This window comes from Psychrobacter sp. AntiMn-1 (genome assembly GCF_001854065.1).
GTDB lineage: Bacteria > Pseudomonadota > Gammaproteobacteria > Pseudomonadales > Moraxellaceae > Psychrobacter > Psychrobacter pacificensis.
On the sequence record NZ_CP012969.1, the window covers coordinates 2259438 to 2282290 of the forward strand.

Below are 22853 nucleotides of genomic sequence, written 5' to 3' on the forward strand. Positions count from 1 at the left end.
TTTAAACGTCTATATTTTTAAATCACAGTCTTATTTATTGTCGTGCACAAGACGTATTTTAAACGGCGACTTTGGCTTTGATGGTCGGATGAGACTCATAGTTATTGACGCTAATATCGTCGTATTCAAAGGCAAAAATATCTTTCACCTCTGGGTTCAGCGTCAATGTTGGCGGTGTATATAGCGAACGTGTCAGTTGTAGCTCAGCCTGCTCGCGGTGGTTTTGGTAAATGTGGCAATCACCACCTGTCCAAACAAACTCACTAACCTCCAGATCACACACTTGCGCGACCATATGTGTCAATAACGCATAACTGGCAATGTTAAAGGGCACACCTAGGAAAAGATCAGCCGAACGTTGATACAGCTGGCAAGAGAGCTTACCATCCGCCACAAAAAACTGAAACAGTGTATGACACGGGGGTAGTGCCACTTGCTCTGCCTCTCCTGGATTCCAGCCTGATACAATCAAGCGGCGCGAGTTGGGGTTGGTCTTGATTTGCTCAACGACCTGTGCGATTTGATCGACACCATCATCGTTGTAGCTGCCGTCCGCGTCTTTACTTGCACCATAGTTACGCCATTGATGACCGTAGACAGGGCCCAGCTCACCTTCAGGACGATTGAAACGTGCGGTTTGCTCCGCTGTCGCCCACTCATTCCAGATACGCACGCCATGGTCCTGCAAATATTGAACATGGGTGCTGCCACTCAAAAACCATAGTAGCTCATAAGCAATGGACTTAAAGTGGACTTTTTTGGTCGTCAATAATGGAAAACCTGCCACTAAGTCAAAACGCAGCTGCGCGCCAAAATGACTCAGCGTACCCGTACCCGTGCGATCGCCTTTTTCAGTACCGTTGTCTAAGACGTGGCGCAGCAAATCAAGATACGCTTGCTCGTTGTTGCTATTCATCATATTTTTTAACTTCAATAATATTTAAAAGGTTTTAACGTTCAGTTAGATAGGCTTTTATGACCAACTAACGATGATTTGTAAATTGGAATATCTAGTTTGTATGTGTCTTTAACAAGCTTACGAATGGTATTTTCGAACCAGTCCGAACAGTTAGGATGTAATATAATTTTCTTAATCATTTCTCTACTATGCTTAGCCGAAAGATGAATGCCAAGCTTGTCATTGCTTTTTGCCACTGTAGCATCATTGTCAATCAATAAAAATCTTGCTTCTTTTTCAAAAGAAAAAGCATGATGCTTGTGAAATAAATAGAAACGAGGATACGTAGTTTTTGGATCTTTCGAATCATTATTATTGTTTCCAAGCCAAGGTCGAATACTTTGATTGTCATAAAGCTCTGGGGCGCTCGCTGGCATATGATATTTAACTTTACCAACATAAGAACACATTGGATCTATTTTTGAGCCATGATAAGCGGCTTTGAAATCATATTGTGTTGTCTGTATTGCTACAGCGTTATCTGAGTTTCCGTAAGAGTTCCACATGGCGTGTGTCTCTGGTTCATTTGCATACCAGCAACTTACGTAAATCCAATCTTTGGCAGTTTTAAGTTCTTCTTTGGTTAAAAACGGATCTTCTTTACCATTAAATAAGTGTAAACCGCCTTCCCATTTGTCACTGAAAAGATTCGCTTTAGGAATAAAGAAGCCTTCTTCCAACATAGAAACTAGCTTAATAAAAGGCATGTATCGTGTTAACACAGCATAATGTTCTATGGGTTCAATCATTGCTTGACACCTTAATAAGCGGCATGCTTACCCCAATCGTAGATGCCACGCTTGTAAGCGTAACCGATTAAAAACAGACCAATAATAATCATCGGCGTGCTCAATATTTGCCCTTTGGTCACCCAACCTAACAAAATAAACCCTTGGTCAACGTCTGGCTGACGGAAGAACTCAATGATAAAGCGGCTCAAGCCATAGCCGAGCATAAAGACACCAGTCACTGCCATGCGCGGACGAGGTTTTGATGAGTACCACCAAAGGAATAAAAATAACAGCAGACCTTCGGCAAAGGCTTCATACAGCTGTGACGGATGACGAGGCAATAAATACTGACCATTGACCTCGGTCATCACCTCTTGTAGCGCAGGATTGGCTTGTAGCTGCTGCATATCAAAGCCAGCCGCTTGGGGAAAGTAGGTGAGCCAGTTATAGCCACCATCAGAGACACGGCCCCATAACTCGCCATTGATATAGTTACCGATGCGACCAAATAACAAGCCTGTCGGGACGCAAGGCACGATAAAATCGAGCACTTGAAACGGAGTCTTTTTATATTTGCGAGCAAAGTACAGCATCCCCAGCATGACACCAATCAGGCCACCATGGAATGACATGCCGCCTTCCCAAACCTTGAAGAGGTAGGCTGGGTTTTGTAGCAACTCGCCAAATTGATAAAACAACACGTAACCGACACGGCCACCTAAGATGACACCCAGTGCGCCAAAGAACACAAGATCTGAGACCATATCTGTTGTCCAGCCCTCACGCTTGGTGCTGCGATACCATGCCAGACCGTAAGCGGCAGCAAACGCCAATAAATACATGAGGCCATACCAGTGGACTTGGACGGGCCCAAGTGCCAAGGCGACAGGATCGTACTGAGGATGAATCATCATAAGAGTGTCATAATATCGATAATAAAGTGCTGACTATAATAGCAAATTTCAAGCGCTGGTCATACACAATTGCTATCAAGGCAAGCACGCGGTATTGATGATTTAGGGCATTGATTTGATGCCCTGTTTTTGGGTAGGTAGTAATGAGATATGATGAATACACTGCCGCAGATATGGGTTATAGGCGTGATGCGAGCGGTTTAGACCGATCATAAAGAGTTTCTTATGATGCACAGCGTAAGATAGAGACACAATTATCAGTGGCAAAGAGCGAGCATGACTATCTAAGTATGAGAAAGAGTCATCAAATGGCGACCAAATCTTGTACCTTGTTGTCGACCATCGTATCGCCTGCACCTTGAGAGATGACCTTGCCACGCGAGAGCACGGTGTAATTGTCAGCAAGCTCTTCGGCAAACTCATAAAACTGCTCAACCAGTACAATCGCCATGTCCCCTTTGTCAGCCAAGTCGCGAAGCACACGGCCGATATCTTTAATAATAGACGGCTGAATACCTTCGGTTGGCTCATCCAAAATAAGGACAGTCGGCTCGGAGGCGAGCGCACGAGCAATGGCAAGCTGCTGCTGCTGACCGCCAGACAAATCACCACCGCGGCGATGTTTCATCTCATCAAGCACTGGGAAAATATCATATAAATGCTTGGGTACTTGCTTGGCTTTAGCGCGTGAAAACTTTGCCATACCAATTAAGATATTTTCTTCTACCGTTAGTGTCGAAAAGATATCACGTCCTTGCGGCACATAAGCCAAACCTGCTCGCACGCGCTGCTCGGGGGAGAGTTTGCTGATGTCTTGGTCATTGAGCAAAATTTGTCCTGATTTGATCGGTAATATCCCCATCAGGCATTTGAGTAAGGTGGTTTTGCCCACGCCATTACGTCCAAGTACCACACTGCACGCGCCTACAGGCGCTGTAAACGAGACATCTCGTAAAATATGACTGCCGCCGTAATATTGATTGATACCATTGACTTGTAACATGACGGTCTCCTAATCTTTCAATGATTTTTAATATTTGCAGGGTTTCGCATTTGCATAGCTTGGCATTTGTATAGCTTGGTATTTGCATAGTTTCGCGGTTTATGGGCTAATGATGTATTGAATCATTGTCCAACTATCGACCCAGATAGGACTCAATCACCGCTTCATTGGCTTGCACTTCCGCCAAGGTACCTTCGGCCAATATCGCCCCTTGTGCCAATACCGTGACTTTTTCACTAATCGCATCAATAAAAGTCATGTCATGCTCGACCACCACTAAGGTATGGTTCTGTTTGAGGCGCAGGCACAGCTCGGCAGTATGCTCAGTTTCGGCGTCCGTCATACCAGCCACAGGCTCATCGAGCAGAATGAGCTTGGGGCTTTGCATCAACAGCATACCGATCTCTAGCCATTGCTTTTGACCATGAGAGAGTAAGCCTGCTGGCTTATTGATTTTGTCCGTCAAGCGGATTTGCTCAAGGGTCGAATTGAGGGTATCGCGCGTATCGGCATCGAGTTTGTTGAATAAGCTTTTGACCACGCGCTTGTCTTTTGGCGCAGCAAGTAGCAAATTATCCATTACCGTAAAATTTTCGAACACGGTGGGTTTTTGAAACTTACGCCCGATACCCGCTTCAGCGATTTCTTCGGTAGATAGGCTGGCAAGATTATGCGTTTGACCAAAAAACACACTGCCTTCGGTAGGGCGGGTTTTACCAGTGATGACATCCATCAGGGTGGTTTTACCCGCACCATTGGGGCCGATGATACAGCGTAGCTCGCCTTCCTCAATATAGAGCGACAGATTGTTGAGTGCGCGAAACGAGTCAAACCAAACGCTCACCTCTTCTAGATATAGCGCAATGCCATGGCTAAAATCGACGCCTGCTGGCTTTGGGTGGCTGCGACCCGTACCACCATGAGTACGCCCATACTCATGGATTGACTGCTCAGATGGTGTTGATTTATCAGTTAGCATTACTGTTTCTCCTTTTTGAAGCGATCGAACAAGCCCATGATGCCATTGGGCAAAAATAAGGTGACTACAACGAACAGCCCGCCCAATATCAATAGCCAAAACTCAGGATAGGCAACCGTAAAATAGGTTTTTACTGCATTCACCACACCTGTTCCCAAAATCGCACCTACCAAGCTGCCTCGACCACCAGTGGCTACCCAAACGGCCATCTCGATTGAGTTCACAGGGTTCATCTCACTTGGATTGATAATACCGACTTGCGGCACATAGAGCGCACCTGCGATACCAGCAATGACGGCGGACAATACCCAAGCGGAGAGCTTGTACCACAGCGTGCGATAGCCTAAATACTGTAAGCGGTTTTCGCTATCGCGAATCGCACCCAATACGCGTCCATAAGGCTGGTTCATTAAATAACGCAGACCCATGTAAGAGAGGAGTAATGCCAAGGCGGTAACAAAACACAGCATAGAACGGGTTGAGGCAGCAGTAATGTCATAACCTAAGAGGGTAGTAAAGCCCGTGAAGCCGTTATTGCCACCAAATCCTGTTTCGTTACGGAAGAATAGCAGGGCGGCGGCATAGACCATGGCCTGAGTGATGATAGAAAAATAAACACCTTTGATTTTTGAGCGGAAAGCAAAAAAACCAAAGATAAAGGCAATCACACCTGGCACCAAAACCACCAATGCCATCGCCCACCAAAAATGCTGCGTGCCGGCCCAATACCATGGCATCTCAGTCCAGCTCAAAAAGCGCATAAAATCAGGCAGGCCATCGCCAGCAGTCTCACGCGTTAAGTACATGCCAAACGCATAACCACCCAGTGCAAAATATAAACCATGCCCCAAGCTCAAAATACCAGCGTAGCCCCAGACCAGATCTAGTGCCAAGGCCACCATTGCCAATGCCATGATTTTGCCAATCAGGGTAATCCAGTAGGCGGATAGGTGAAAGGGTGACGTCTCTGGCATTAAGTGTAGCCAAGGGAGTATCAATAGCACGGCAAAGCACAAACCGATTAAAATGGCGCTACGCCTTGTATCAGACAGTAATTTGGTCAGTATCATAAGAGTCTCCTTATTCGACAAAGCGGCCTTTGAGCGCAAATAAACCTTGTGGCCGCTTCTGAATGAACAGAATCACAAGAACCAACAACACAATCTTGGCCAAAACCGCGCCAATGCCAATCTCAAGCACCGTGCCACTGACACCCAATCCCAAGGCGGCCAAAACCGCGCCCCATACTTGTCCGACCCCGCCAACGACGACGACCAAAAAGGTATCGATAATATACGTCTGACCCAGATCAGGACCCACGTTGCCCACTTGAGCAAGCGCGCAACCAGCCATGCCAGCCAGTCCAGAGCCCAAACCAAATGCCATCATATCGATGCGCGCAGAAGGGATACCAACGGCACGTGCCATTTGACGGTTTTGAGTGACGGCGCGTATAAATAATCCGAAGCGAGTCTTATTGAGCAAGTACACCAGTAGCGCCACGACAATGACGGTAAACACGATGATGGCAATACGGTTGTAAGGCAGTACCAAACTTGATGACACTTGATAGGCACCGCTGAGCCACGCCACATTGCTGACTTCAACGTTTTGCGCGCCAAAAATCATCCGCACCAATTGCATTAAGATTAGACTCACACCAAAGGTTGCCAATAGGGTCTCTAGTTCACGACCATATAGCGGACGAATCACAATGCGCTCAATAATCATACCGATGATGGCACTGACCAAAAATGCAGCGGGAACCGCCGCAAGCAAATACCAGCCAACCATATCTGGCAGATAAGCTTGAAATAAGTTTTGCACCACATAAGTGGTATACGCGCCAATCATAATCAGCTCACCATGCGCCATATTAATCACGCCAAGCAAACCAAAAGTAATCGCAAGGCCAAGTGCCGCGAGCAATAAAATGCTGGCGGTACTCATGCCAGTGAAAATATGACCTGTCCATGTGCTTATCTCAATACGGCGTGCCACGCTATCTCTGGCATCACTGAGCGCCGCCTCAAGCGTCGGATCCAAGTTGTCAGATGCAAGGGCAGATTCAAGATCAACCAATACCTGCGGATTATCGCTATCAGCGAGTAGGTTCACAGCCTCAATCTGAGTGGGTAAATCGCCATTTTTGAAATCAATACGAGCCTGTAACGCCGTTAGTGCTTTTTGAACGTTGGCATTGTCCTCATTTGCGGCAGCGGCTGTGATAATGGCTGGATCGACTTGGTCAATGTTATCTGCCAAAATCTCCACAGCCTGCAAGCGCTGTGCTGGCTTGTCAGATTCGAGCTTTACCTTGGCCTGTCCAAAGATAAGCGCCGAGCGTAAGGTATTGGTCAAGGTGACTTGGGACAAATCGCTTGGCCAATCAGACGTTTCGGTTTTGTCGGGATATGTGAAGAGCTGATCCTCTGCATTGAGCAAATACGTTTGCCCACGGTTGCCTTGATACAGCTCATCATTAGCAATCAACTCGACTAGATTGTCCAAACTCTCAACCGATCCTGGCCAAGCACTTAGCATGGCTTGGCGCTGACTAAAATCGCCCGCCACAAATTGTTGAATAGCATCGCCTGATACTGCCGTCGTAGGCTGTGTCGGGGTAGTCAATGACTGCTCATTATTGGTGCGCAGCGTGTCACTACCATCGGTCATCGACTCTGAGGTCACAGTGGCGATATTTGCCGATTGAGCACCGTCATCTGCATGAACGATGGTGGTGAAGGCCGCTAACAGTAAGGCGATTAATACCAGCAGCCGTCGCGGCACAACCATTGAGATACTAGACGCGTATGTCTTTGCTAATGCTTGCTGATCATTGTTGCTTTTGGATAATATCTGCCCCAACAATGGGCGTAAAGTATGGTGCTGCATGTGCGGCTCCCTGTTTTTACAGACAACAAATCCTTGTCCTCTATTACTTAACGCAGTAAGTCATAGAAGCCGTGATAAGGTTTGGAGGTACTTAAAATTTTGAGAATAAGTGCTGAACTTCAAGATAGCGGGTAGGCGTTGGCTCGTTCATTGATATAGTATATTGGTCGACTATTCATACTTGCTACCACCATGCGCTTTTCAGCACCTATTTATTGAGGGAGCCATTTATTTCGGGATATACTCGCTCCATGGCTGCGCTCGGATGACCTCTGGCGTTTTAAAAATCGTATCAAACTGACCATCGGCGCGAATTTGACCAATCATGACAGGCTTCCATAAGTGATGGTTTTCTTCATCCATCTTGAGGGTGTAGCCAGAGGGCGCATCGAATGTCTGTCCAGCCATGCTAATACGGACTTTATCAACATCGGTGGTGCCAGCATCTTCCACGGCTTGTTTCCACATATTGATACCCACATAAGTGGCTTCCATAGGATCGTTGGTCACAACCTTATCGGCATTCGGTAGGTTTTTGTCCAAGGCGTACTGCTTATAGCGTTTGGTAAAATCGTTATTGACGGGATTTTTGATCGACATAAAGTAATTCCATGCCGCCAAGTGTCCTTGTAGCAAGCTGGTATCGATACCGCGCAGCTCTTCTTCGCCAACTGAGAATGCCATGACGGGAATATCCGAGGCTTTGATACCTTGGTTGGCAAGCTCACGATAGAATGGCACGTTTGAGTCGCCATTGATGGTAGAGATCACCGCCGTCTTTTTGCCTGTTGAGAATTTTTTAATATTCGAGACGATGGTTTGATAGTTGCTAAAACCAAATGGCGTGTACTCTTCCATGATGTCTTCATCAGCCACGCCTTTTGATTTCAAAAATGCCTTTAGAATCTGGTTGGTAGTTCGTGGATAGACGTAATCGGTACCCAATAATACAAAGCGCTCTGCACCGCCGCCTTCTTCACTCATCAAATACTCAACTGCTGGAATGGCCTGCTGGTTGGGCGCCGCGCCAGTATAAAAGATGTTTTCTGATTGCTCTTGTCCTTCATACTGCACGGGATAAAACATCAAGCCGTTCAGCTCTTCAACCACGGGCAAGACAGACTTGCGCGAGACCGAGGTCCAACCACCAAAAATCACATCGACTTTGTCTTGAGTAAGCAGCTGACGCGCTTTTTCGGCAAACAAGGGCCAGTCAGAGGCAGGGTCAACAACGACAGGCTCTAGCTGCTTACCGAGCACACCGCCATTGGCATTGATTTCGTCAATGGTCATCAGTGCGGTATCTTTTAGGGAAGTTTCAGAAATGGCCATGGTGCCAGATAGCGAGTGCAAGATGCCTACTTTGATCGTGTCGCCATCAGCGGCAGGAGTGGTTGTTGTTTCTGTCGTGGTTTCGGTTGTTGTCTCTGTCGATGTCGCAGTTTCGGCAGGCTTTTGACAGCCAGCTAGACTCAGGCTACCAACGACGGCAATCGCTAATAATGAAAAACGTGATTTGATTTTGCCATGTAGGTGAGCATTAACAAACTGAGGATTGGCTAAAGTGGGTAACGAAAACATGGACATCTCCTAAATAGACACAAAAGATAAAGTATGGCTCCTGAACAGTTATTAAGCGTTCAAGTTCCGTGCCAAGTCAAAAATGCCAATAATCGTATAATATTTGAGCAATAATTAAATATTTTCTATGATTTTCGTTAATTTAGTGCACGATTGTTAATAGAGCGCACCATAACGGGGAAGGAGATAAAAAATTGGTGCAATTGACAGACTGGTAGCAAAAAAAGAGCCGTTATTATCAAAATAGCACAACGAACAAAAGCATTTATTGCCAAAGACTGGCAAAACGGCTACGGTAATGCCTATAGAATAGACATTATTTCACATACGTATCTCATGAACAGATTACGCTGACGCCATGATTAATCACACCCCCAAGGAAAGATATATGAACGCATACCGAACACAGTGGTCTGGCCTAACGGCTCATGCTCGCACCTCATCACGGCGCTCGCAACGATCGCGCCTTATGGTTTTGCCACTTGTGCTTGGTGGCAGTACGGTATTAGGCTTACCCGTCGCCCAAGCGGCAACGAGTAGTATCGAGCAAGTGACTGTCTATCAAGGGCTGGCGAGTGTGACACGCTCATTGCCCATTACTGGTAGCGGTGAGCAAACCGTGGTATTTTCGTGCCTATCACCTTATATGGATAAAGACAGTCTCAGCGTGCAGGCAATAGGTGGTGTCAATATTGGTGAAATCAGCATTGAAGAGTTAACAGGAGAGCAAGCAATCCAGTGCCAATATCAAGGCGATGCCGAGGTACAAACACAGCAAAATACTTTAGCTAGTATTAATGCGGAATTAGAAGCGGCGCGCTTAGCAAAAGCCTATTTGCAAAATTTGACTAAGGCCACGCAAGTCAACACGGCGAGTACGATTGCTAGTAACGCACGCGATATAGAGGCGCAGGCGACCCGTATTAACCAAAGTATTATTGAGATGGAGCGGCGACAAGCAAGCGCCCAAGATACACTGAATCAGATGATGGCAAGCAGTGTCACGTCAACGGCGAGTAATGTGACCCAAGTGAGTGTACGCACTGCCAGTCGCGCGCCAAGTAGCATTAAATTGCATTATCAAGTACAAGGCGCAGGCTGGGAGCCTACGTATCAGGCGCGTCTCAACACCAATAGCGAGCACCTAAATATCACCGCTTCTGCGATTATCGCCCAACAAACGGGCGAGAATTGGACCAACGTTCCTGTCACTCTCAGTACAGCCAACCCCAACCAGCGCGCGACAGGACGACTGCCTCATGTGCCGCGCCTATCACTTTATGAAGAAAACCAAAATGTTGAGTATGCAATACCTATGTCGGATAACACGCCTGTCGTAGTATCTGCCAGAGAAGGTTATAGCGACGATTCTAGAGCACCAAATATGGCACCACTGCCGAACTTTACGGTCAGTAGCCAAAATAAAAACGGTATTATTGAATATCGCTTGCCGCAGCGAGTGACGATACCCAGTGGTGGCAGGCGAGTACGTACTGTCATTGGCGAGCAGTCTGGCAGCAGTAAGCTGTGGGTTCGTAGTACCCCGAGCGTTGAGACGGCCGCCTATTGGTACGCATCAGCGCCGTTCCTGACGCCAGAGTGGGTAGATGGCTCACTACAGCTGTACCGTGATGACAACTATGTTGGACAATCGCGCTATAACTATCAAATGCTAAAAGAGCAGGGGATTGGTTTTGGTCGTGATCCAAGCATGATGGTCAAAGCGCTAATCAATGAAGACAAGCAAGGGGAAAAAGGCGTGCTCAACCGCACCCAAACTCTAACAACGACCCAAGCCTATGAATTTACCAATCAGCATAACCGCCCTGTGCGCCTGCAAGTGTTGGGGAGCGAGCCTATCAGCCGTGATGACAGTCTTAAAGTCGACGTTACCCACACGCCGCCTGTCACCGAGCGTAATTGGAATGACAATCAAGGCATGGTAGCGTGGGAGTTTAACGTGCCGAGTAAACAGTCACAGGCGATACGCTCAACCTCGCAAATCAGTTACCCTGCCAATAAGATATTGAGTGGTGATCGATAAATGATACTTGCTCAGCAAATCAGTTTTAAGCGATGATGTTTATTTTTACCAAAAATCTCGCGCCCCATAAACGTTTATCAAAGGAATATTATGTGTATTGTCGCCATTGCTTGGCAGTTATTTGACGAGCTGCCATTAGTACTCTTGTCCAATCGCGATGAGTTTTTGCAGCGTCCGACGGAGCCTCTGCACCAATGGGCCGATCAGGATATCTATGCAGGGCGTGATAAGCAAAGTGGCGGTACGTGGTTGGGTATCCATCAGCAAGCGTTACAAACGCAAAGTTCGGAATATTATGAACAAAATGGACGCTGGGCCGCCGTATTGAACTTTCGTGATGGCGTGCAGGCAGGTATTAATGAGCGTTCTCGTGGTGAATTGGTCACGCGTTTTTTGACCGGTACGCTCAGTCCGATGGCGTTTGCACGGCAGATTGAATTACAAGCTTATGCGGGTTTCAATCTGATTATTGGTGACGCTAGGCAAGCAGTCATTGTTAATAACCGCGGTCATGCCCCCACGCCGCTACATGCAGGATTACATGAGATTTCAAACGGTCAGCCAGAGGACAGCTGGTTTAAGACCGAGCGGTTGCGTGGGCGTTTACGCCAAGAAGTGCTACCGCTAATTGCCGAGGACAGCGCGGCTAGCTACTGGCAAGCAGCTGCATTCAATGTGCTGTCAGATAATACCAAGGCACCGGATGATCAGTTGCCAGATACAGGGATGAGCACTGAGCTTGAACAGACCTTATCCTCTGTCTATATTGAGCCTGTGAGCTTTGGCAATGCTGACATCAGCAAGCCTACTTATGGAACACGAACCCAGAGTATTTTGACCTTGAGCAAAAATGGCGGGGTAGATTCAGAGATCACCGCTCACATTGTCAGTCGAGAGTATCCACATTCAGTGGCTAGTGAGTAAAAACTTATTATTCAATGTCAGTGATAACTTCTACTGATTTCACGAGAACCTATACATCATTATTAAAACCATTCACACAAAAAAGCCTGCATCACTGGATACAGGCTTTTTGTAATATGACAAACAATAAAAGTACGTTTTACTGATTAAGACTGAATCAAATGATTGCTTTGCTCAGGCAAGATCAGCTCTTGCTTTAAGGGTAGCTCACGTACCAGCTCTTGTAGGGCGCGACGATACACGCCTCGTTTGAAGTGAATCACTTGTCCGAGTGGATACCAGTAGCTGACCCATTGCCAATGGTCAAATTCAGGTTTCCCTTCATCAAAGCGGATGTGTTGGGTATTCGGCTCATCTAAGCGTAGCAAAAACCATTTTTGTTTTTGCCCAATACATAAGGGGTGCTGTCCATGGCGTACGTAACGTTTTGGCAGACGATAGCGCAGCCAGTCTTGAGTGACTGCCAATAAGTCCACATGACGCGGGTGTAAACCGACCTCTTCCCAGAGCTCGCGATACATTGCATCCATCGGCGTCTCCCCGCGGTCGATACCACCCTGCGGAAATTGCCAAGCGTTGTGACCAATACGTTTTGCCCACAGAACCTGCCCTTGTGTATTTGCCAAGATGATGCCGACATTGGCGCGAAAGCCGTCTGCATCTATCATGACTAAACCTTTTTAATTTGTTTAAAAATAGCCTGTTTTCATTTGATACTGCGATAGCAATCATAATTATTATAAGGTGATGGTTATCAATATCAGCTAAAAACAAGATTCATTACCGTCATTAAACCAAGAAACAAGCAGAATGTGTAACAGTATTTTGCTATAAAATGTTTCACGAGTTTTACCTTTTAAAATCAATTGTTTATAAACAGACTTTTGTAGGTTTTTCAAATAAAAATTTGATAAATATCGATGCGAGTAACGATAGCTTCATAGTACTCAAATCATTTATTGAAGAAGAGAATAAGACCAAGAAATTGTTTTCTCATGACACGATAGCCAAACAATGGCTTTATCAAATCTTGCTTTGGCTTATGCTACACTAGCCAAGCTGCATATATTTCAAACAATAAAAATAGGCTTATGCCAATTACAGTAAGGAACATTTACAATGTCAGAATCAAAAGCAAGCGTTACATGGCAAGAGAACAAAGCCTTTATGGGCGTGTCACCATCAGGACATAACGTACAAATCGATGCGGACAAAGAAAAAGGCTCAAGCCCAATGGAGCTAGTCTTACTAGGGCTGGGCGGTTGTGCGAGCTACGATGTGGTGTCAATCCTCCAAAAGTCGCGTCAAGATGTCACGGATGTACGCTGTGAGCTGACCGCCAAGCGCGCCGAAACCGTACCAGCTGTTTATACCGATATTCATCTGCATTTTGTAGTCACAGGTCAAGACATCAAAGACAAACAGGTCGAAAAGGCCATTCATCTATCAGCAGAGAAGTACTGCTCAGCCAGTCGCATGCTGGTCGCAGGTGGGGTCAATATTACCCATGATTTTGAAGTGATTGCAGGCTAAGGATTTATACGATGATCAGTGCATTTTTTGACTTGGTTTCTGATAAAGTGGCGTCTGCCATCTGGGCAATGGTGGTAGCGAGCTTACTGCCATGGGCGGTATCAATAGTGGCAAAAGTATCTGGCGGCTTTAGGGTCAGAAATAATGCACATCCTCGCGATTTTTTTCAGCACACAACTGGAATGGCTGCACGTGCCAATGCTGCGCAGCAAAATAGCTATGAAACTCTGCCAGTGTTTTTGGCGGCCGTGTTGGTGGCCATGCTGTTCTTTGTACCACAATCGATCATTAATGTGTTGGCATGGCTGTATGTGATCATTCGAATTGGTTATTGCACCGCTTATATCACCAACTTATCGACGTTTCGCTCTATTCTCTGGGTGCTATCCATGGCATGCTATCTGATGCTGTTTTATCTGGCGATACGAGTCAGTGTATAGCGTTACCCGTCTATATTTACCAAGTAGACCACATATGATCAGGTGATTATTATTGTACGCTTGCTTGTAGTGCATTGATAATCACCGCTTTGTTTTTCTCTCGCTTGATACTTTCCCACACTGTTTGCGCCTCAGCATAGCCTTTGGTGAGCATCCCTAACCACTGTTTATAACGCCCAACCAATACCACATCATTCTTTGCCTCACCTTCCAAAAACTTAACTTGATGGGCGATCAAATCTTGCCATAGCAAGGTTGCCGTGTTTTTTCCGCTGTCATCATGATTTTCAGTATAGTTATCGACTTGCGCAACCAAATCAGGTCGTGTGACTGCGCCGCGACCTAACATGAGATGTGACGTGCCTGCTTGCATCATACAGTCATTTGCTTGCGCTGCGCTCCATATCTCGCCATTGGCAATCACAGGAATATCAAGTGCATTAAAACTTTGGATTTTGTCCCAATAGGCAGGCGGCTTATAACCTTGGGTTTTGGTGCGTGCATGGATAGTGAGCCAATCAGCGCCACTAGCAGCAATCGCGCCGCGAATGTCATCCATTCGGCTAGTATCGGTATAGCCTAGACGAATCTTAGCTGATACTGGTATGTCAGTGGGAACGGCTTGACGTACGGCACTGATAATCTGATACATGGTTTCAGGTTCATCTAACAATACAGAACCACCACGATGGCTATTGACCGTTTTTGCAGGACAGCCAAAGTTGATATCAATGGCAGGCGCACCAAGCTCGACAGCATAAGCAGCATTTTCTGCCATCAGCTGCGCGTCGCTACCCAAAAGCTGCACATGAATGGGCGTACCAGAAGCCGTTTTGGCATCGTGATGCAGCTCAGGCACGTATTTATAAAACACATGGGCTGGCAAGACATGCTGGGTGATACGAATAAATTCACTGACTGACCAATCATAGGGACGACCTAAGTCTGCTGCAATTTGCGTTAAAATTTGGCGCATTAAAGGATCGGTCAAACCTTCCATGGGGGCGAGGAGGCGGACGGGATTGGCAAATAACTGATGCATGGTATTTTGATGTGCTTGGTGTTGCTGAATATTATTCATACTTGTGATGCACTGTTAAAAGGTCGTTATAATGTGAAGTGGATTGAGGCGTTAGGTTGGCAACCAAAAAAGTGGTTAAGTATTGCCAAAAATCACTTTTTTCCCTGTCTGCAATCCTGATATCAAGTCTTTAATATTATGAATATCTAGATTACTCTGCGCCCGCGTACAAGCGACATAAAGCAAGCGCAGCTCTTCTGGAGTTATCTTGACCGCATTGGTCGTCACATCGTAGTAAAAATCATCATCTAGTTGTACTTTCCCCCATTCAAGCCCTTTGGCTTTGTGCGCGGTAGAGATGACGTAATCCGCATTTTCGATACTAGTGAGACTATTGACCGCTTGGCTTAATACATTAGTCCCATGATCATCGACCAGTTTGACCAGTGTTTTGAGATCACTGCCTTCGTTGGTTTCAGCATACTCTTGTACATCGCCCCAATTATAAAAATAAGCGAGCTCGGGTACACCATAAGCCGATTTACCATTTTTTAAGTTTTCTGCTGCTTGACAGAATTTGAGCATGCGATCAGTATCTGCTTGTAGCGCTACACGGTGCCCGTGCTTTAACCCTGTGAGTAATTGCGACATCGCCGCAGCATTGGTCCGGCATAAAATGGCGTCTTTTTTACTGTGTACCATACCTTTATCAGTAGAAGACTGTTTGTTTGGATTGCCCTTTAGCGGTACATCTTCTTGCAGCGCTTTTAGTAAAGTATTGGCCACTTCTGCAATCGGCTCACCAAAGCGAAAGGATTGCGTTAATAACGTCTGTGGCAATGGCAGTTTTTTCATTGCATTCACAGCGCCGCGCCATTCATAAATCTGCTGGTGCGCATCGCCCACATAGATGACTTGTCTTGATTGCTGGGTCAAGATACCCATCATTAATGGATCAGCATCTTGCGCCTCGTCAAACAAAATAAAGTCCGCAGGGATGCTCGGCTTGGACAATGCCCACAGTTTGAGATAAATATCATGCCCTATGCCCGCAGGATGACGCGCATCGATCGACTGTAGCCAGCGCTGCTCAACGGCAGGGTAGAGAATCTCGCGTAATTGCTCGGCGTCTGAATCATCGAGCCAGCTTGGAAACAGTATGTGCCTTGGCGCAGGGTAGCTGGCATGTGTACTACAAAAATTACTCACTGCGTCACTGACGAATCGAGACAACCGTGCTGGTGTCAGCGTAATGTATTTATTAACCCCATCCATTTGCCGACGGACTTGCACAGGTTGCAAGCCCAAATCATCACCCAGACGCTTAGGTGAAAATCGCGGTAGAGATAGCTTGGCGGTAATATCACGCGCGACATGACGGTAGGCCAGCGAGTGAAAAGTGCGGCATTCTACATGCGGTGGAAACTTGGAACGAGCATCATTGGCAATCGCTTTGTTAAAGGCCAGATACAGTCCGCGACCTCGCAAGCGCTCACCGATTAGCTTGAGTGTCGTGGTCTTACCAGCGCCTGCGTACGCCACCACTTTAAATGATTTTTGGTCCATCGCCATATTCAGCGCGGCGAGCTGCTCATCAGTGGGATCGCTCATATAAGCTGGCATCGATGCGGACATAATAAAGCTACCTAAATACAAGAAGTGATTAAAAACACAAGGGGCAAAAAAAGCCACTGGATAAACAATGGCTCATAGATGGTGGTACTCAATCGTGACAATAAGCACTAAGCTTACGCGTGGGGCAAGAAGAAAACAAGATAAGTCAGACGGGTAAATGCTTTATTCTTTGACTGTTGATATCAGGTCAGTGCTAGGTTCTTCTTTGATCAAGATTTTAGCCAAAAATAACCCAAGCTCAAACAGTAACCACATCGGGATTGCTAGCATCAGCATCGATACCCCGTCAGGCGGCGTGACCACGGCAGCCACAGCAAAACAGCCCACAATGATATAACGACGCTTTTCCTCTAGACTCTGAATGGAGACAATCCCTGCCAATATCAATAGCAAGGTCACAACTGGAATCTCAAAGGTCAAGCCAAACACCATAAATAGCTTTAAAGCAAAACTCAGATAACTGTCGATATCGGTCATCGGTAGTACGTTTTGTGGGGCAAATAGAATAAAAAACTTTAAGACGCCTTTGAGCACAATAAAATAAGAAAACGCCACACCTGCATAAAACAAAAATATAGAAGACAGCAGCACTGGGATAGCGATTCTTTTTTCTTTTTTATATAAACCTGGCGCAACAAATGACCAAATTTGATAAAGGATATAAGGCATCGCCAAAAAGGCAGCAACAAAAACCGTCAAACGTATCGGTGCCATAAAGTTCGAGGTGATATCTGTGGCAATCATGGTCGAATTGGCAGGCAACTGTGCCACCAACGGATCTGATAAAAAGTTATACAGCTCACGTGAGTAACCGACCAATCCCAAAAATATGATCAAAACAGCCACGCATATTTTAATTAAATGGCGGCGTAGCTCAATCAAATGCTCAGTGATAGGCATATCGCCCAATGCGCTTAAAACATCCTCTGATGATTCATTTTGAGTGCTATCAGTTGTTGCTTTACCGTCTTGATTAATGCCATTTAAAGCAGGAATATCTGAATCAGTGAGTTTTTCTTGGCGGCTTTTCTTGCGTTTGAGTAGTTGCATCAGTCAGTCCCCTGCTTATTATCAGAAGTCTGCGTACTTACCGAGCTATTTAGTAAGGTATCGGCTTTATAGTTCGGTAGATAAGGTGGCATTGGGAGGCGACGAGCTTTATCGTAAGCACCCAAACGGAACCACATATTTTCCCACGGTCGGGTATTAAGGATTTGAGTAACGGGCGCGGCCATATCACTATCATCATTGCTGTTACCGTGCTTTGATAACTGACCCTTCTCTAAAGTATCTTGGGGCTCGTCAGTTGCGTAAGAGTAGTCGAATGCTTTTGGTGTGGGTGATTGCTGATGGTTTTTTGTGCCGTCAGCTTTGTTATCTCTATCACTCGCTACCGCTTCATTCGAGGTTTTTATAGAATGGTTTTGTGAGCTTTCAAAAGCCTTCATATTGCCGCGCATCTCCGCCATCTCACGCCTCATATCGGCTTCGGTTTGACGAATTTTGGCCAGCTCTTTTTGCATTTGTTGGCGTGTCTCAGCCAAGTCTAGCTCGGCCTCTATTTCAGACTGTAATGTGGAGACGGTGCGGCGAATTTTGGCATACCATTGCCCAGCCGTACGCGCTGCCTGTGGCAGTTTTTCTGGGCCCAAGACGATTAGGGCGATTACGCCAAAGAGAAGTAGTTCAGAAAACCCGATATCAAACATAATGGTCCGATGTCACTGTCTAGATGCTATACATTATGCTTGTCATCAACCTTAGTGGTTGTTGGGCGCTCGTCGGTATGGGCCGTGCCATCATGGTCAAGCACCACGCGTTTTTTGGCATGCTCTGTATTTTCATCTTTGACCGCTTCTTTAAAGCCTTTAACCGCACTGCCCAAATCTTTGCCAGCGTTTTTTAGTTTTGCAGTGCCAAACACGACAACGACGACGACCAATAGTATCAGCCAATGCGTAATAGAAAAACTACCCATAATGGTATCCTTGTGACCTGGTTTTGTGATTTGATTTTCAGTCTTCATATGTCTGCTTTGAATTGATAAAAGAGTTATGTATCAAAAAAAGCATCACATATAATGCGAGATAAAACAGAGCTATATTATAACCCGCAGTTATTACAAATAGGTGAAATCAACAATAATCAAACAGGGTCGATGCTTTTTTTTGTATCTTAATAACTATCTAGCCGCTTTTTCGTCGATACCTGATAAGCCAAACCGTCTACCTAGCTCATTTAGTACAGCGTCTGATTCTATGTCAAACCATGCCAGTCCGACTAAAGTATGGAACCAGACATCTGCCACTTCATAGATCAGCTCGTGGCGCGCCGCCTCAAAAGCAGCTTTGTCTTTATTTTCATCACAGTGAGCAAAATCTTTGGCAGCAATGATGCTCTCTGTACTCTCTTCACCGACTTTTTCTAATATTTTATTCAAGCCTTTGGCGTATAGGCTGGCGACATAAGAGCTGTTGGCATCGGCTTGTTTGCGCTCTGCCAATACCTGATCGAGCTGTTGTAGCACAGAGCCTTTATCGACTTGCGCTTGAGTGTTATTAGAGTCGATGGTCGCGCTAGCATTTTCGTTTTCAGCATTGGTGCTAGCAGATTTATCAGAATGATAAATCTCCGCAGGGTCTTTCAATACTTTATCGACTGTCTGCCATTCAGGTGTTTGGCCTGATAGATCTAAACGCTGATAAAAACAAGACTCACGGCCTGTATGACAAGCAATACCGCCCGCTTGAGTCACGCTTAGCACAATCACGTCTGCGTCACAGTCTAGACGAATATCGTGGACGGTTTGCGTATGACCTGATGATTCGCCTTTGTGCCACAATTTGCCACGTGAACGCGAAAAATAAACCGCGGTCTGCGTTTGTACGGTGAGCTGTAATGCGTCTGCATTCATCCAAGCCATCATCAAAATACGGCCTGACTTGTGATCTTGAGCAATTGCAGGAATCAAACCATCAGCATTAAAAGTTATGGCAGTCAGCCAAGCAGGTAGAGTCATAATGTATGTATCGTCTTATAGTTAGAAAGAGTAAAAATATCAATAAGTAATTATACTACTTATGATTGGAGCGAGTTATGATTAGAGCGAGGAGATTGTCTAAAATGCTCTGAAATATGATGTCATATGAAAGCTGCGCGAGCATTAAAATGAGAAAGGTGATATTGACTCGCTATTTTACAGCCTAAATAAATGAGGATATAGAGCCTCTTTGGTCGTGTTATCGTGCTTAATCACTTTATTGAGATTAAAATCATAATTTCTAAAATGTTGTCTTGCTTTGGCGACCACTTCACCTGTGTGCATACGTGTGATCTTTATCACGATGCTACCGCCATTATCATATATTGGCTCAACACCGACTTCAAACAAAAGCTCTTCGCATACTCGTATACGACTCAAAATAACCAACTGCAATGTATCAATAATTAAGCCCTGGTTATCTGAATTGATTCCTTTAATACCTTTAGCGTGTAGAAATCTTAGTCGCGCTTCGGACAGAAGGGCAGTCAGAGATTCGATGGTCACATGCTGTCCCAAGTCGATTTCGGTATGACGCACGCACATCACTGTCTCAAAAACAAATAAATAATCCTCAAATACCAACTCTTGCTTTGACACACTATCTCCTAAAGTGGTGGCAAACAATTATGCTACTTATCATGCGATAGGTTGGCAGAATCATAATAACGATGAACAAATAAAAGGCTGTATACACTTGATAAATGAGTGTGCTTTCATGACACTCATATTATGATGTAACTTAAGTATCTACTTAAGCACAGCTTCAGCTGACATTCAATCTATTTGGATGAAAATTGACCATTTTTATGAGGTTTTTAAGAGCTGCGCTGTAGCGCTACTCATGCTGGCTAACGGTCTTTATTTCCAAGTAAAGGTTAACCAAAACTTTACTTGGCAAAACAAGGCACTATCTGCTAAAATACCGCCTCCCACCTCGAGGCAAATAGAGGTTTAGTGGTTATTTATATAGCGATTATTCGGTATGACTATTTGACGACCAGGTTCTAAAACAGAAAAAGAGGCAAATCATCATGAAAGTTAAGATGAAAACCAGAAGCGGTGCCGCTAAACGCTTCAAAAAAACAGCAAATGGCTTTAAACGTAAGCAAGCATTCAAAAGCCATATTTTGACCAAGAAATCACCTAAGCGTATTCGCCAGTTGCGTGGTCTTAAGTTGGTACATAAATCTGACGAAGCAGCCATTCGTCGTATGTGCCCATACATCTAATAGCCTACTGTCATCTATCTTTGATTGAAAACTATCTGATGAAATGATAGTTGGCTTTGCAATCTGACAATGATGTTTGTTATTTGACAGCATCATCACTCGCTTAACAGTGATTACAAAATCTTGGAGTAAATTATGGCCCGTGTAAAACGTGGTGTACAGGCAAATCGCCGTCACAAAAAAATCTTAAAACGCGCAAAAGGCTACTACGGTGCCCGTTCACGTGTTTACCGCGTAGCGGTACAGGCAGTGACCAAAGCTGGTCAATATGCTTATCGTGACCGTCGCAACAAAAAACGTACTTTCCGTCGTCTTTGGATTGCACGTATCAATGCTGGTGCACGCTTAAATGGTTTGAGCTATAGCCGCTTTATCAATGGCTTGAAAAAAGCAAACATCGCAATCGATCGTCGCGTTCTAGCAGACATCGCTATGCATGATGCAGCGACTTTCACAGCATTGGTCGAAAAAGCAAAAGCGGAACTAGCATAAATATTAACTACTCTTTAGAGATTAAGTAGATATAAAATTTATCTAAGTAAGCGTCTAAACGAATAGAACTAATATTGATTAATAGTACGATATTAATAAAAGCTACCGCTGGTCGGTGGCTTTTTTTATTTTAAATTATGGTGTATTTACTTAGTCTGAGTGGATACCAGCACCTGCTCTTTATCTGTCTAAATATTCAAGCCTTTTAGACCACTTATCTTTATGAAGATAACGGGATAAATGGTTTGCAATATTTGGTCAAATCCCTACAATTAATAGTCCGTTCAAATCAGGAATAATGCGTCTTATGACTAACCCTGCTGCTACCAACGACTTGTCGGCGCTACCGACCTTGTCTTCAGAGCTAAACGAGCTCAATGAAGCTCAGCTTACCGACTTTGCGAGTGCTGCTGAAGCTTTGATTCTACAAGTAACTGATGCGCGTACCTTGCAAGACTTGCGTGTGCAATTGACTGGCAAAAAAAGCCCATTGACTGGCTGGTCAAAGCAGATGGGCAAACTCGATGCTGATGATAAAAAAACCTACGGTGGCTGGTTGCACGAGGTGCGTAGCCGCATTCAGCAAGCGCTGAGCGATCAACAGCAGCAGTTAGAAGTCGCCGCGCTCAACGCTAAGCTAGAAGCAGAGAGCATTGATATTACTCTTCCTGCTCGCGGTGGTCAAAAAGGCCATCTGCATCCCGTGACGATGATTACTCAGCGTATGCAGCAGTACTTTATTCAAGCGGGCTTCAATGTTGCCACCGGCCCTGAAGTTGAGAGCGATTACTATAACTTTGAAGCGTTGAATATCCCGTCGCACCATCCTGCGCGCGCGATGCATGATACATTCTATTTCGATGCGCATTATCTACTGCGTACGCATACCAGCCCAGTGCAGATTCGTACCATGGAAAAGAACGAGCCACCGATTCGCATCATTTGCCCAGGCCGTGTTTATCGTAACGACTCAGACCAAACCCACTCTCCGATGTTCCATCAGCTAGAAGGCCTTATGGTCACAGAGTCGAGCACTTTTGCTGAGCTAAAAGGTCTGATTAGTGAGTTTCTAGAAGCATTTTTTGCCAAAGAGCTGACCGTACGTTTCCGTCCTTCATTTTTCCCATTCACTGAGCCGTCTGCAGAAGTAGATATCTTAGATGATAACGGCAAATGGCTTGAAGTGATGGGCTGCGGTATGGTACATCCACAAGTATTGACCAATTGCGGTATTGATAGCGACAAATACACAGGCTTTGCATTTGGGATGGGTATCGAGCGCTTTGCGATGTTGTATTACGGTATTGATGACTTACGTTTGTTTTTCCAAAATGACGTGCGCTTCTTAAAGCAATTTGGCTAACGTGCTTTTGTTGATATAAAAGTGCTCCTTGTTAATACAACAAGTTAATTTGCCAAGCTTTACTCCAA

At 45.4% G+C, this 22853-nt stretch carries 23 protein-coding genes; 7 read left to right on the forward strand and 16 right to left on the reverse strand.

Features of this window, described 5'->3' with window-relative positions:
• Positions 1 to 58 precede the first annotated feature (58 nt).
• The 8 genes from AOT82_RS09655 to urtA form a co-directional block, all read right to left on the reverse strand.
• Positions 59 to 919, reverse strand: coding sequence for a thymidylate synthase (locus AOT82_RS09655; RefSeq protein ID WP_071002815.1), 861 nt, complete (start codon positions 917 to 919; stop codon positions 59 to 61).
• A 38-nt stretch (positions 920 to 957) separates the two neighbouring features.
• Complete coding sequence (locus AOT82_RS09660; RefSeq protein WP_071002816.1) at positions 958 to 1707, reverse strand: DUF2971 domain-containing protein; 750 nt, start codon at positions 1705 to 1707, stop codon at positions 958 to 960.
• 11 nt (positions 1708 to 1718) lie between these two features.
• A complete protein-coding gene (lgt, locus tag AOT82_RS09665; RefSeq protein WP_071002817.1) occupies positions 1719 to 2603 on the reverse strand; it encodes a prolipoprotein diacylglyceryl transferase in 885 nt (294 codons plus the stop codon).
• 304 nt (positions 2604 to 2907) lie between these two features.
• Complete coding sequence (gene urtE, locus AOT82_RS09670; RefSeq protein ID WP_071002818.1) at positions 2908 to 3606, reverse strand: urea ABC transporter ATP-binding subunit UrtE; 699 nt, start codon at positions 3604 to 3606, stop codon at positions 2908 to 2910.
• A 133-nt stretch (positions 3607 to 3739) separates the two neighbouring features.
• Positions 3740 to 4549 (reverse strand): urea ABC transporter ATP-binding protein UrtD, encoded by an 810-nt coding sequence (gene urtD / locus AOT82_RS09675; RefSeq protein ID WP_071003742.1) that lies wholly within the window; start codon positions 4547 to 4549, stop codon positions 3740 to 3742.
• Positions 4550 to 4584: 35 nt separating this feature from the next.
• Positions 4585 to 5655, reverse strand: coding sequence for an urea ABC transporter permease subunit UrtC (gene urtC / locus AOT82_RS09680; protein WP_071002819.1), 1071 nt, complete (start codon positions 5653 to 5655; stop codon positions 4585 to 4587).
• Between the two features lie 10 nt (positions 5656 to 5665).
• Positions 5666 to 7261, reverse strand: coding sequence for an urea ABC transporter permease subunit UrtB (urtB, locus tag AOT82_RS09685; RefSeq protein ID WP_156771011.1), 1596 nt, complete (start codon positions 7259 to 7261; stop codon positions 5666 to 5668).
• A gap of 447 nt (positions 7262 to 7708) precedes the next feature.
• Positions 7709 to 9061, reverse strand: a complete 1353-nt coding sequence (urtA, locus tag AOT82_RS09690) for an urea ABC transporter substrate-binding protein (RefSeq protein ID WP_071002821.1) — start codon at positions 9059 to 9061, stop codon at positions 7709 to 7711.
• Positions 9062 to 9449: 388 nt separating this feature from the next.
• On the opposite strand from urtA, the gene AOT82_RS09695 reads away from it, so the two are divergent.
• Both AOT82_RS09695 and AOT82_RS09700 read left to right on the forward strand, forming a co-directional pair.
• Positions 9450 to 11105, forward strand: coding sequence for a DUF4139 domain-containing protein (locus tag AOT82_RS09695; protein WP_083328919.1), 1656 nt, complete (start codon positions 9450 to 9452; stop codon positions 11103 to 11105).
• 90 nt (positions 11106 to 11195) lie between these two features.
• Positions 11196 to 12029, forward strand: coding sequence for an NRDE family protein (locus AOT82_RS09700; protein ID WP_071002822.1), 834 nt, complete (start codon positions 11196 to 11198; stop codon positions 12027 to 12029).
• Positions 12030 to 12175: 146 nt separating this feature from the next.
• Here AOT82_RS09700 and AOT82_RS09705 read toward each other — a convergent pair whose 3' ends face one another.
• On the reverse strand, positions 12176 to 12697 hold the full coding sequence (locus AOT82_RS09705) for an RNA pyrophosphohydrolase (RefSeq protein WP_058023527.1): 522 nt from the start codon (positions 12695 to 12697) through the stop codon (positions 12176 to 12178).
• A gap of 451 nt (positions 12698 to 13148) precedes the next feature.
• Here AOT82_RS09705 and AOT82_RS09715 point away from each other — a divergent pair, with 451 nt between their 5' ends.
• The gene (locus tag AOT82_RS09715) at positions 13149 to 13562 is read left to right on the forward strand and encodes an OsmC family protein (RefSeq protein WP_058023529.1); all 414 of its coding nucleotides are present in this window, start codon (positions 13149 to 13151) and stop codon (positions 13560 to 13562) included.
• Between the two features lie 11 nt (positions 13563 to 13573).
• The gene (locus AOT82_RS09720) at positions 13574 to 14002 is read left to right on the forward strand and encodes an MAPEG family protein (RefSeq protein WP_290127464.1); all 429 of its coding nucleotides are present in this window, start codon (positions 13574 to 13576) and stop codon (positions 14000 to 14002) included.
• 49 nt (positions 14003 to 14051) lie between these two features.
• Here AOT82_RS09720 and AOT82_RS09725 read toward each other — a convergent pair whose 3' ends face one another.
• The 7 genes from AOT82_RS09725 to AOT82_RS09755 all read right to left on the reverse strand — a co-directional run bounded on the left by AOT82_RS09725 (position 14052) and on the right by AOT82_RS09755 (position 20298).
• Positions 14052 to 15083, reverse strand: coding sequence for a tRNA dihydrouridine synthase (locus tag AOT82_RS09725; protein ID WP_071002824.1), 1032 nt, complete (start codon positions 15081 to 15083; stop codon positions 14052 to 14054).
• Between the two features lie 75 nt (positions 15084 to 15158).
• A complete protein-coding gene (locus tag AOT82_RS09730; protein WP_071002825.1) occupies positions 15159 to 16658 on the reverse strand; it encodes a UvrD-helicase domain-containing protein in 1500 nt (499 codons plus the stop codon).
• A gap of 162 nt (positions 16659 to 16820) precedes the next feature.
• The gene (tatC, locus tag AOT82_RS09735; protein WP_071002826.1) at positions 16821 to 17708 is read right to left on the reverse strand and encodes a twin-arginine translocase subunit TatC; all 888 of its coding nucleotides are present in this window, start codon (positions 17706 to 17708) and stop codon (positions 16821 to 16823) included.
• Positions 17708 to 18367, reverse strand: a complete 660-nt coding sequence (gene tatB, locus AOT82_RS09740) for a Sec-independent protein translocase protein TatB (RefSeq protein WP_058023533.1) — start codon at positions 18365 to 18367, stop codon at positions 17708 to 17710. The genes tatC and tatB overlap by 1 nt, the downstream gene beginning before the upstream one ends.
• A 26-nt stretch (positions 18368 to 18393) precedes the next feature.
• Complete coding sequence (gene tatA / locus AOT82_RS09745) at positions 18394 to 18636, reverse strand: Sec-independent protein translocase subunit TatA (protein ID WP_058023534.1); 243 nt, start codon at positions 18634 to 18636, stop codon at positions 18394 to 18396.
• 204 nt (positions 18637 to 18840) lie between these two features.
• The gene (gene hisIE, locus AOT82_RS09750; protein ID WP_071002827.1) at positions 18841 to 19677 is read right to left on the reverse strand and encodes a bifunctional phosphoribosyl-AMP cyclohydrolase/phosphoribosyl-ATP diphosphatase HisIE; all 837 of its coding nucleotides are present in this window, start codon (positions 19675 to 19677) and stop codon (positions 18841 to 18843) included.
• Between the two features lie 177 nt (positions 19678 to 19854).
• The gene (locus tag AOT82_RS09755) at positions 19855 to 20298 is read right to left on the reverse strand and encodes a thioesterase family protein (protein ID WP_071002828.1); all 444 of its coding nucleotides are present in this window, start codon (positions 20296 to 20298) and stop codon (positions 19855 to 19857) included.
• Between the two features lie 434 nt (positions 20299 to 20732).
• Between AOT82_RS09755 and rpmI the strand changes: the two genes are divergently transcribed.
• From rpmI to pheS, 3 genes are all read left to right on the forward strand, one after another.
• Positions 20733 to 20930: a 50S ribosomal protein L35 gene (gene rpmI / locus AOT82_RS09760; protein WP_058023536.1), complete on the forward strand. Its 198-nt coding sequence runs from the start codon at positions 20733 to 20735 to the stop codon at positions 20928 to 20930.
• A gap of 135 nt (positions 20931 to 21065) precedes the next feature.
• A complete protein-coding gene (gene rplT, locus AOT82_RS09765) occupies positions 21066 to 21422 on the forward strand; it encodes a 50S ribosomal protein L20 (RefSeq protein ID WP_071002829.1) in 357 nt (118 codons plus the stop codon).
• Between the two features lie 307 nt (positions 21423 to 21729).
• Positions 21730 to 22785 (forward strand): phenylalanine--tRNA ligase subunit alpha, encoded by a 1056-nt coding sequence (pheS, locus tag AOT82_RS09770; protein ID WP_058023537.1) that lies wholly within the window; start codon positions 21730 to 21732, stop codon positions 22783 to 22785.
• Positions 22786 to 22853 lie beyond the last annotated feature (68 nt).

Excerpts from the sequence above, each read along its gene's own strand:
- AOT82_RS09655 (WP_071002815.1), bottom strand. The coding sequence starts at position 919 with ATGATGAATAGCAACAACGAGCAAGCGTATCTTGATTTGCTGCGCCAC.
- AOT82_RS09660 (WP_071002816.1), bottom strand. The coding sequence starts at position 1,707 with ATGATTGAACCCATAGAACATTATGCTGTGTTAACACGATACATGCCT.
- lgt (WP_071002817.1), bottom strand. The coding sequence starts at position 2,603 with ATGATGATTCATCCTCAGTACGATCCTGTCGCCTTGGCACTTGGGCCC.
- urtE (WP_071002818.1), bottom strand. The coding sequence starts at position 3,606 with ATGTTACAAGTCAATGGTATCAATCAATATTACGGCGGCAGTCATATT.
- urtC (WP_071002819.1), bottom strand. The coding sequence starts at position 5,655 with ATGATACTGACCAAATTACTGTCTGATACAAGGCGTAGCGCCATTTTA.
- urtB (WP_156771011.1), bottom strand. The coding sequence starts at position 7,261 with ATGACCGATGGTAGTGACACGCTGCGCACCAATAATGAGCAGTCATTG.
- urtA (WP_071002821.1), bottom strand. The coding sequence starts at position 9,061 with ATGTTTTCGTTACCCACTTTAGCCAATCCTCAGTTTGTTAATGCTCAC.
- AOT82_RS09695 (WP_083328919.1), top strand. The coding sequence starts at position 9,450 with ATGAACGCATACCGAACACAGTGGTCTGGCCTAACGGCTCATGCTCGC.
- AOT82_RS09700 (WP_071002822.1), top strand. The coding sequence starts at position 11,196 with ATGTGTATTGTCGCCATTGCTTGGCAGTTATTTGACGAGCTGCCATTA.
- AOT82_RS09705 (WP_058023527.1), bottom strand. The coding sequence starts at position 12,697 with ATGATAGATGCAGACGGCTTTCGCGCCAATGTCGGCATCATCTTGGCA.
- AOT82_RS09715 (WP_058023529.1), top strand. The coding sequence starts at position 13,149 with ATGTCAGAATCAAAAGCAAGCGTTACATGGCAAGAGAACAAAGCCTTT.
- AOT82_RS09720 (WP_290127464.1), top strand. The coding sequence starts at position 13,574 with ATGATCAGTGCATTTTTTGACTTGGTTTCTGATAAAGTGGCGTCTGCC.
- AOT82_RS09725 (WP_071002824.1), bottom strand. The coding sequence starts at position 15,083 with ATGAATAATATTCAGCAACACCAAGCACATCAAAATACCATGCATCAG.
- AOT82_RS09730 (WP_071002825.1), bottom strand. The coding sequence starts at position 16,658 with ATGTCCGCATCGATGCCAGCTTATATGAGCGATCCCACTGATGAGCAG.
- tatC (WP_071002826.1), bottom strand. The coding sequence starts at position 17,708 with ATGCAACTACTCAAACGCAAGAAAAGCCGCCAAGAAAAACTCACTGAT.
- tatB (WP_058023533.1), bottom strand. The coding sequence starts at position 18,367 with ATGTTTGATATCGGGTTTTCTGAACTACTTCTCTTTGGCGTAATCGCC.
- tatA (WP_058023534.1), bottom strand. The coding sequence starts at position 18,636 with ATGGGTAGTTTTTCTATTACGCATTGGCTGATACTATTGGTCGTCGTC.
- hisIE (WP_071002827.1), bottom strand. The coding sequence starts at position 19,677 with ATGACTCTACCTGCTTGGCTGACTGCCATAACTTTTAATGCTGATGGT.
- rpmI (WP_058023536.1), top strand. The coding sequence starts at position 20,733 with ATGAAAGTTAAGATGAAAACCAGAAGCGGTGCCGCTAAACGCTTCAAA.
- rplT (WP_071002829.1), top strand. The coding sequence starts at position 21,066 with ATGGCCCGTGTAAAACGTGGTGTACAGGCAAATCGCCGTCACAAAAAA.
- pheS (WP_058023537.1), top strand. The coding sequence starts at position 21,730 with ATGACTAACCCTGCTGCTACCAACGACTTGTCGGCGCTACCGACCTTG.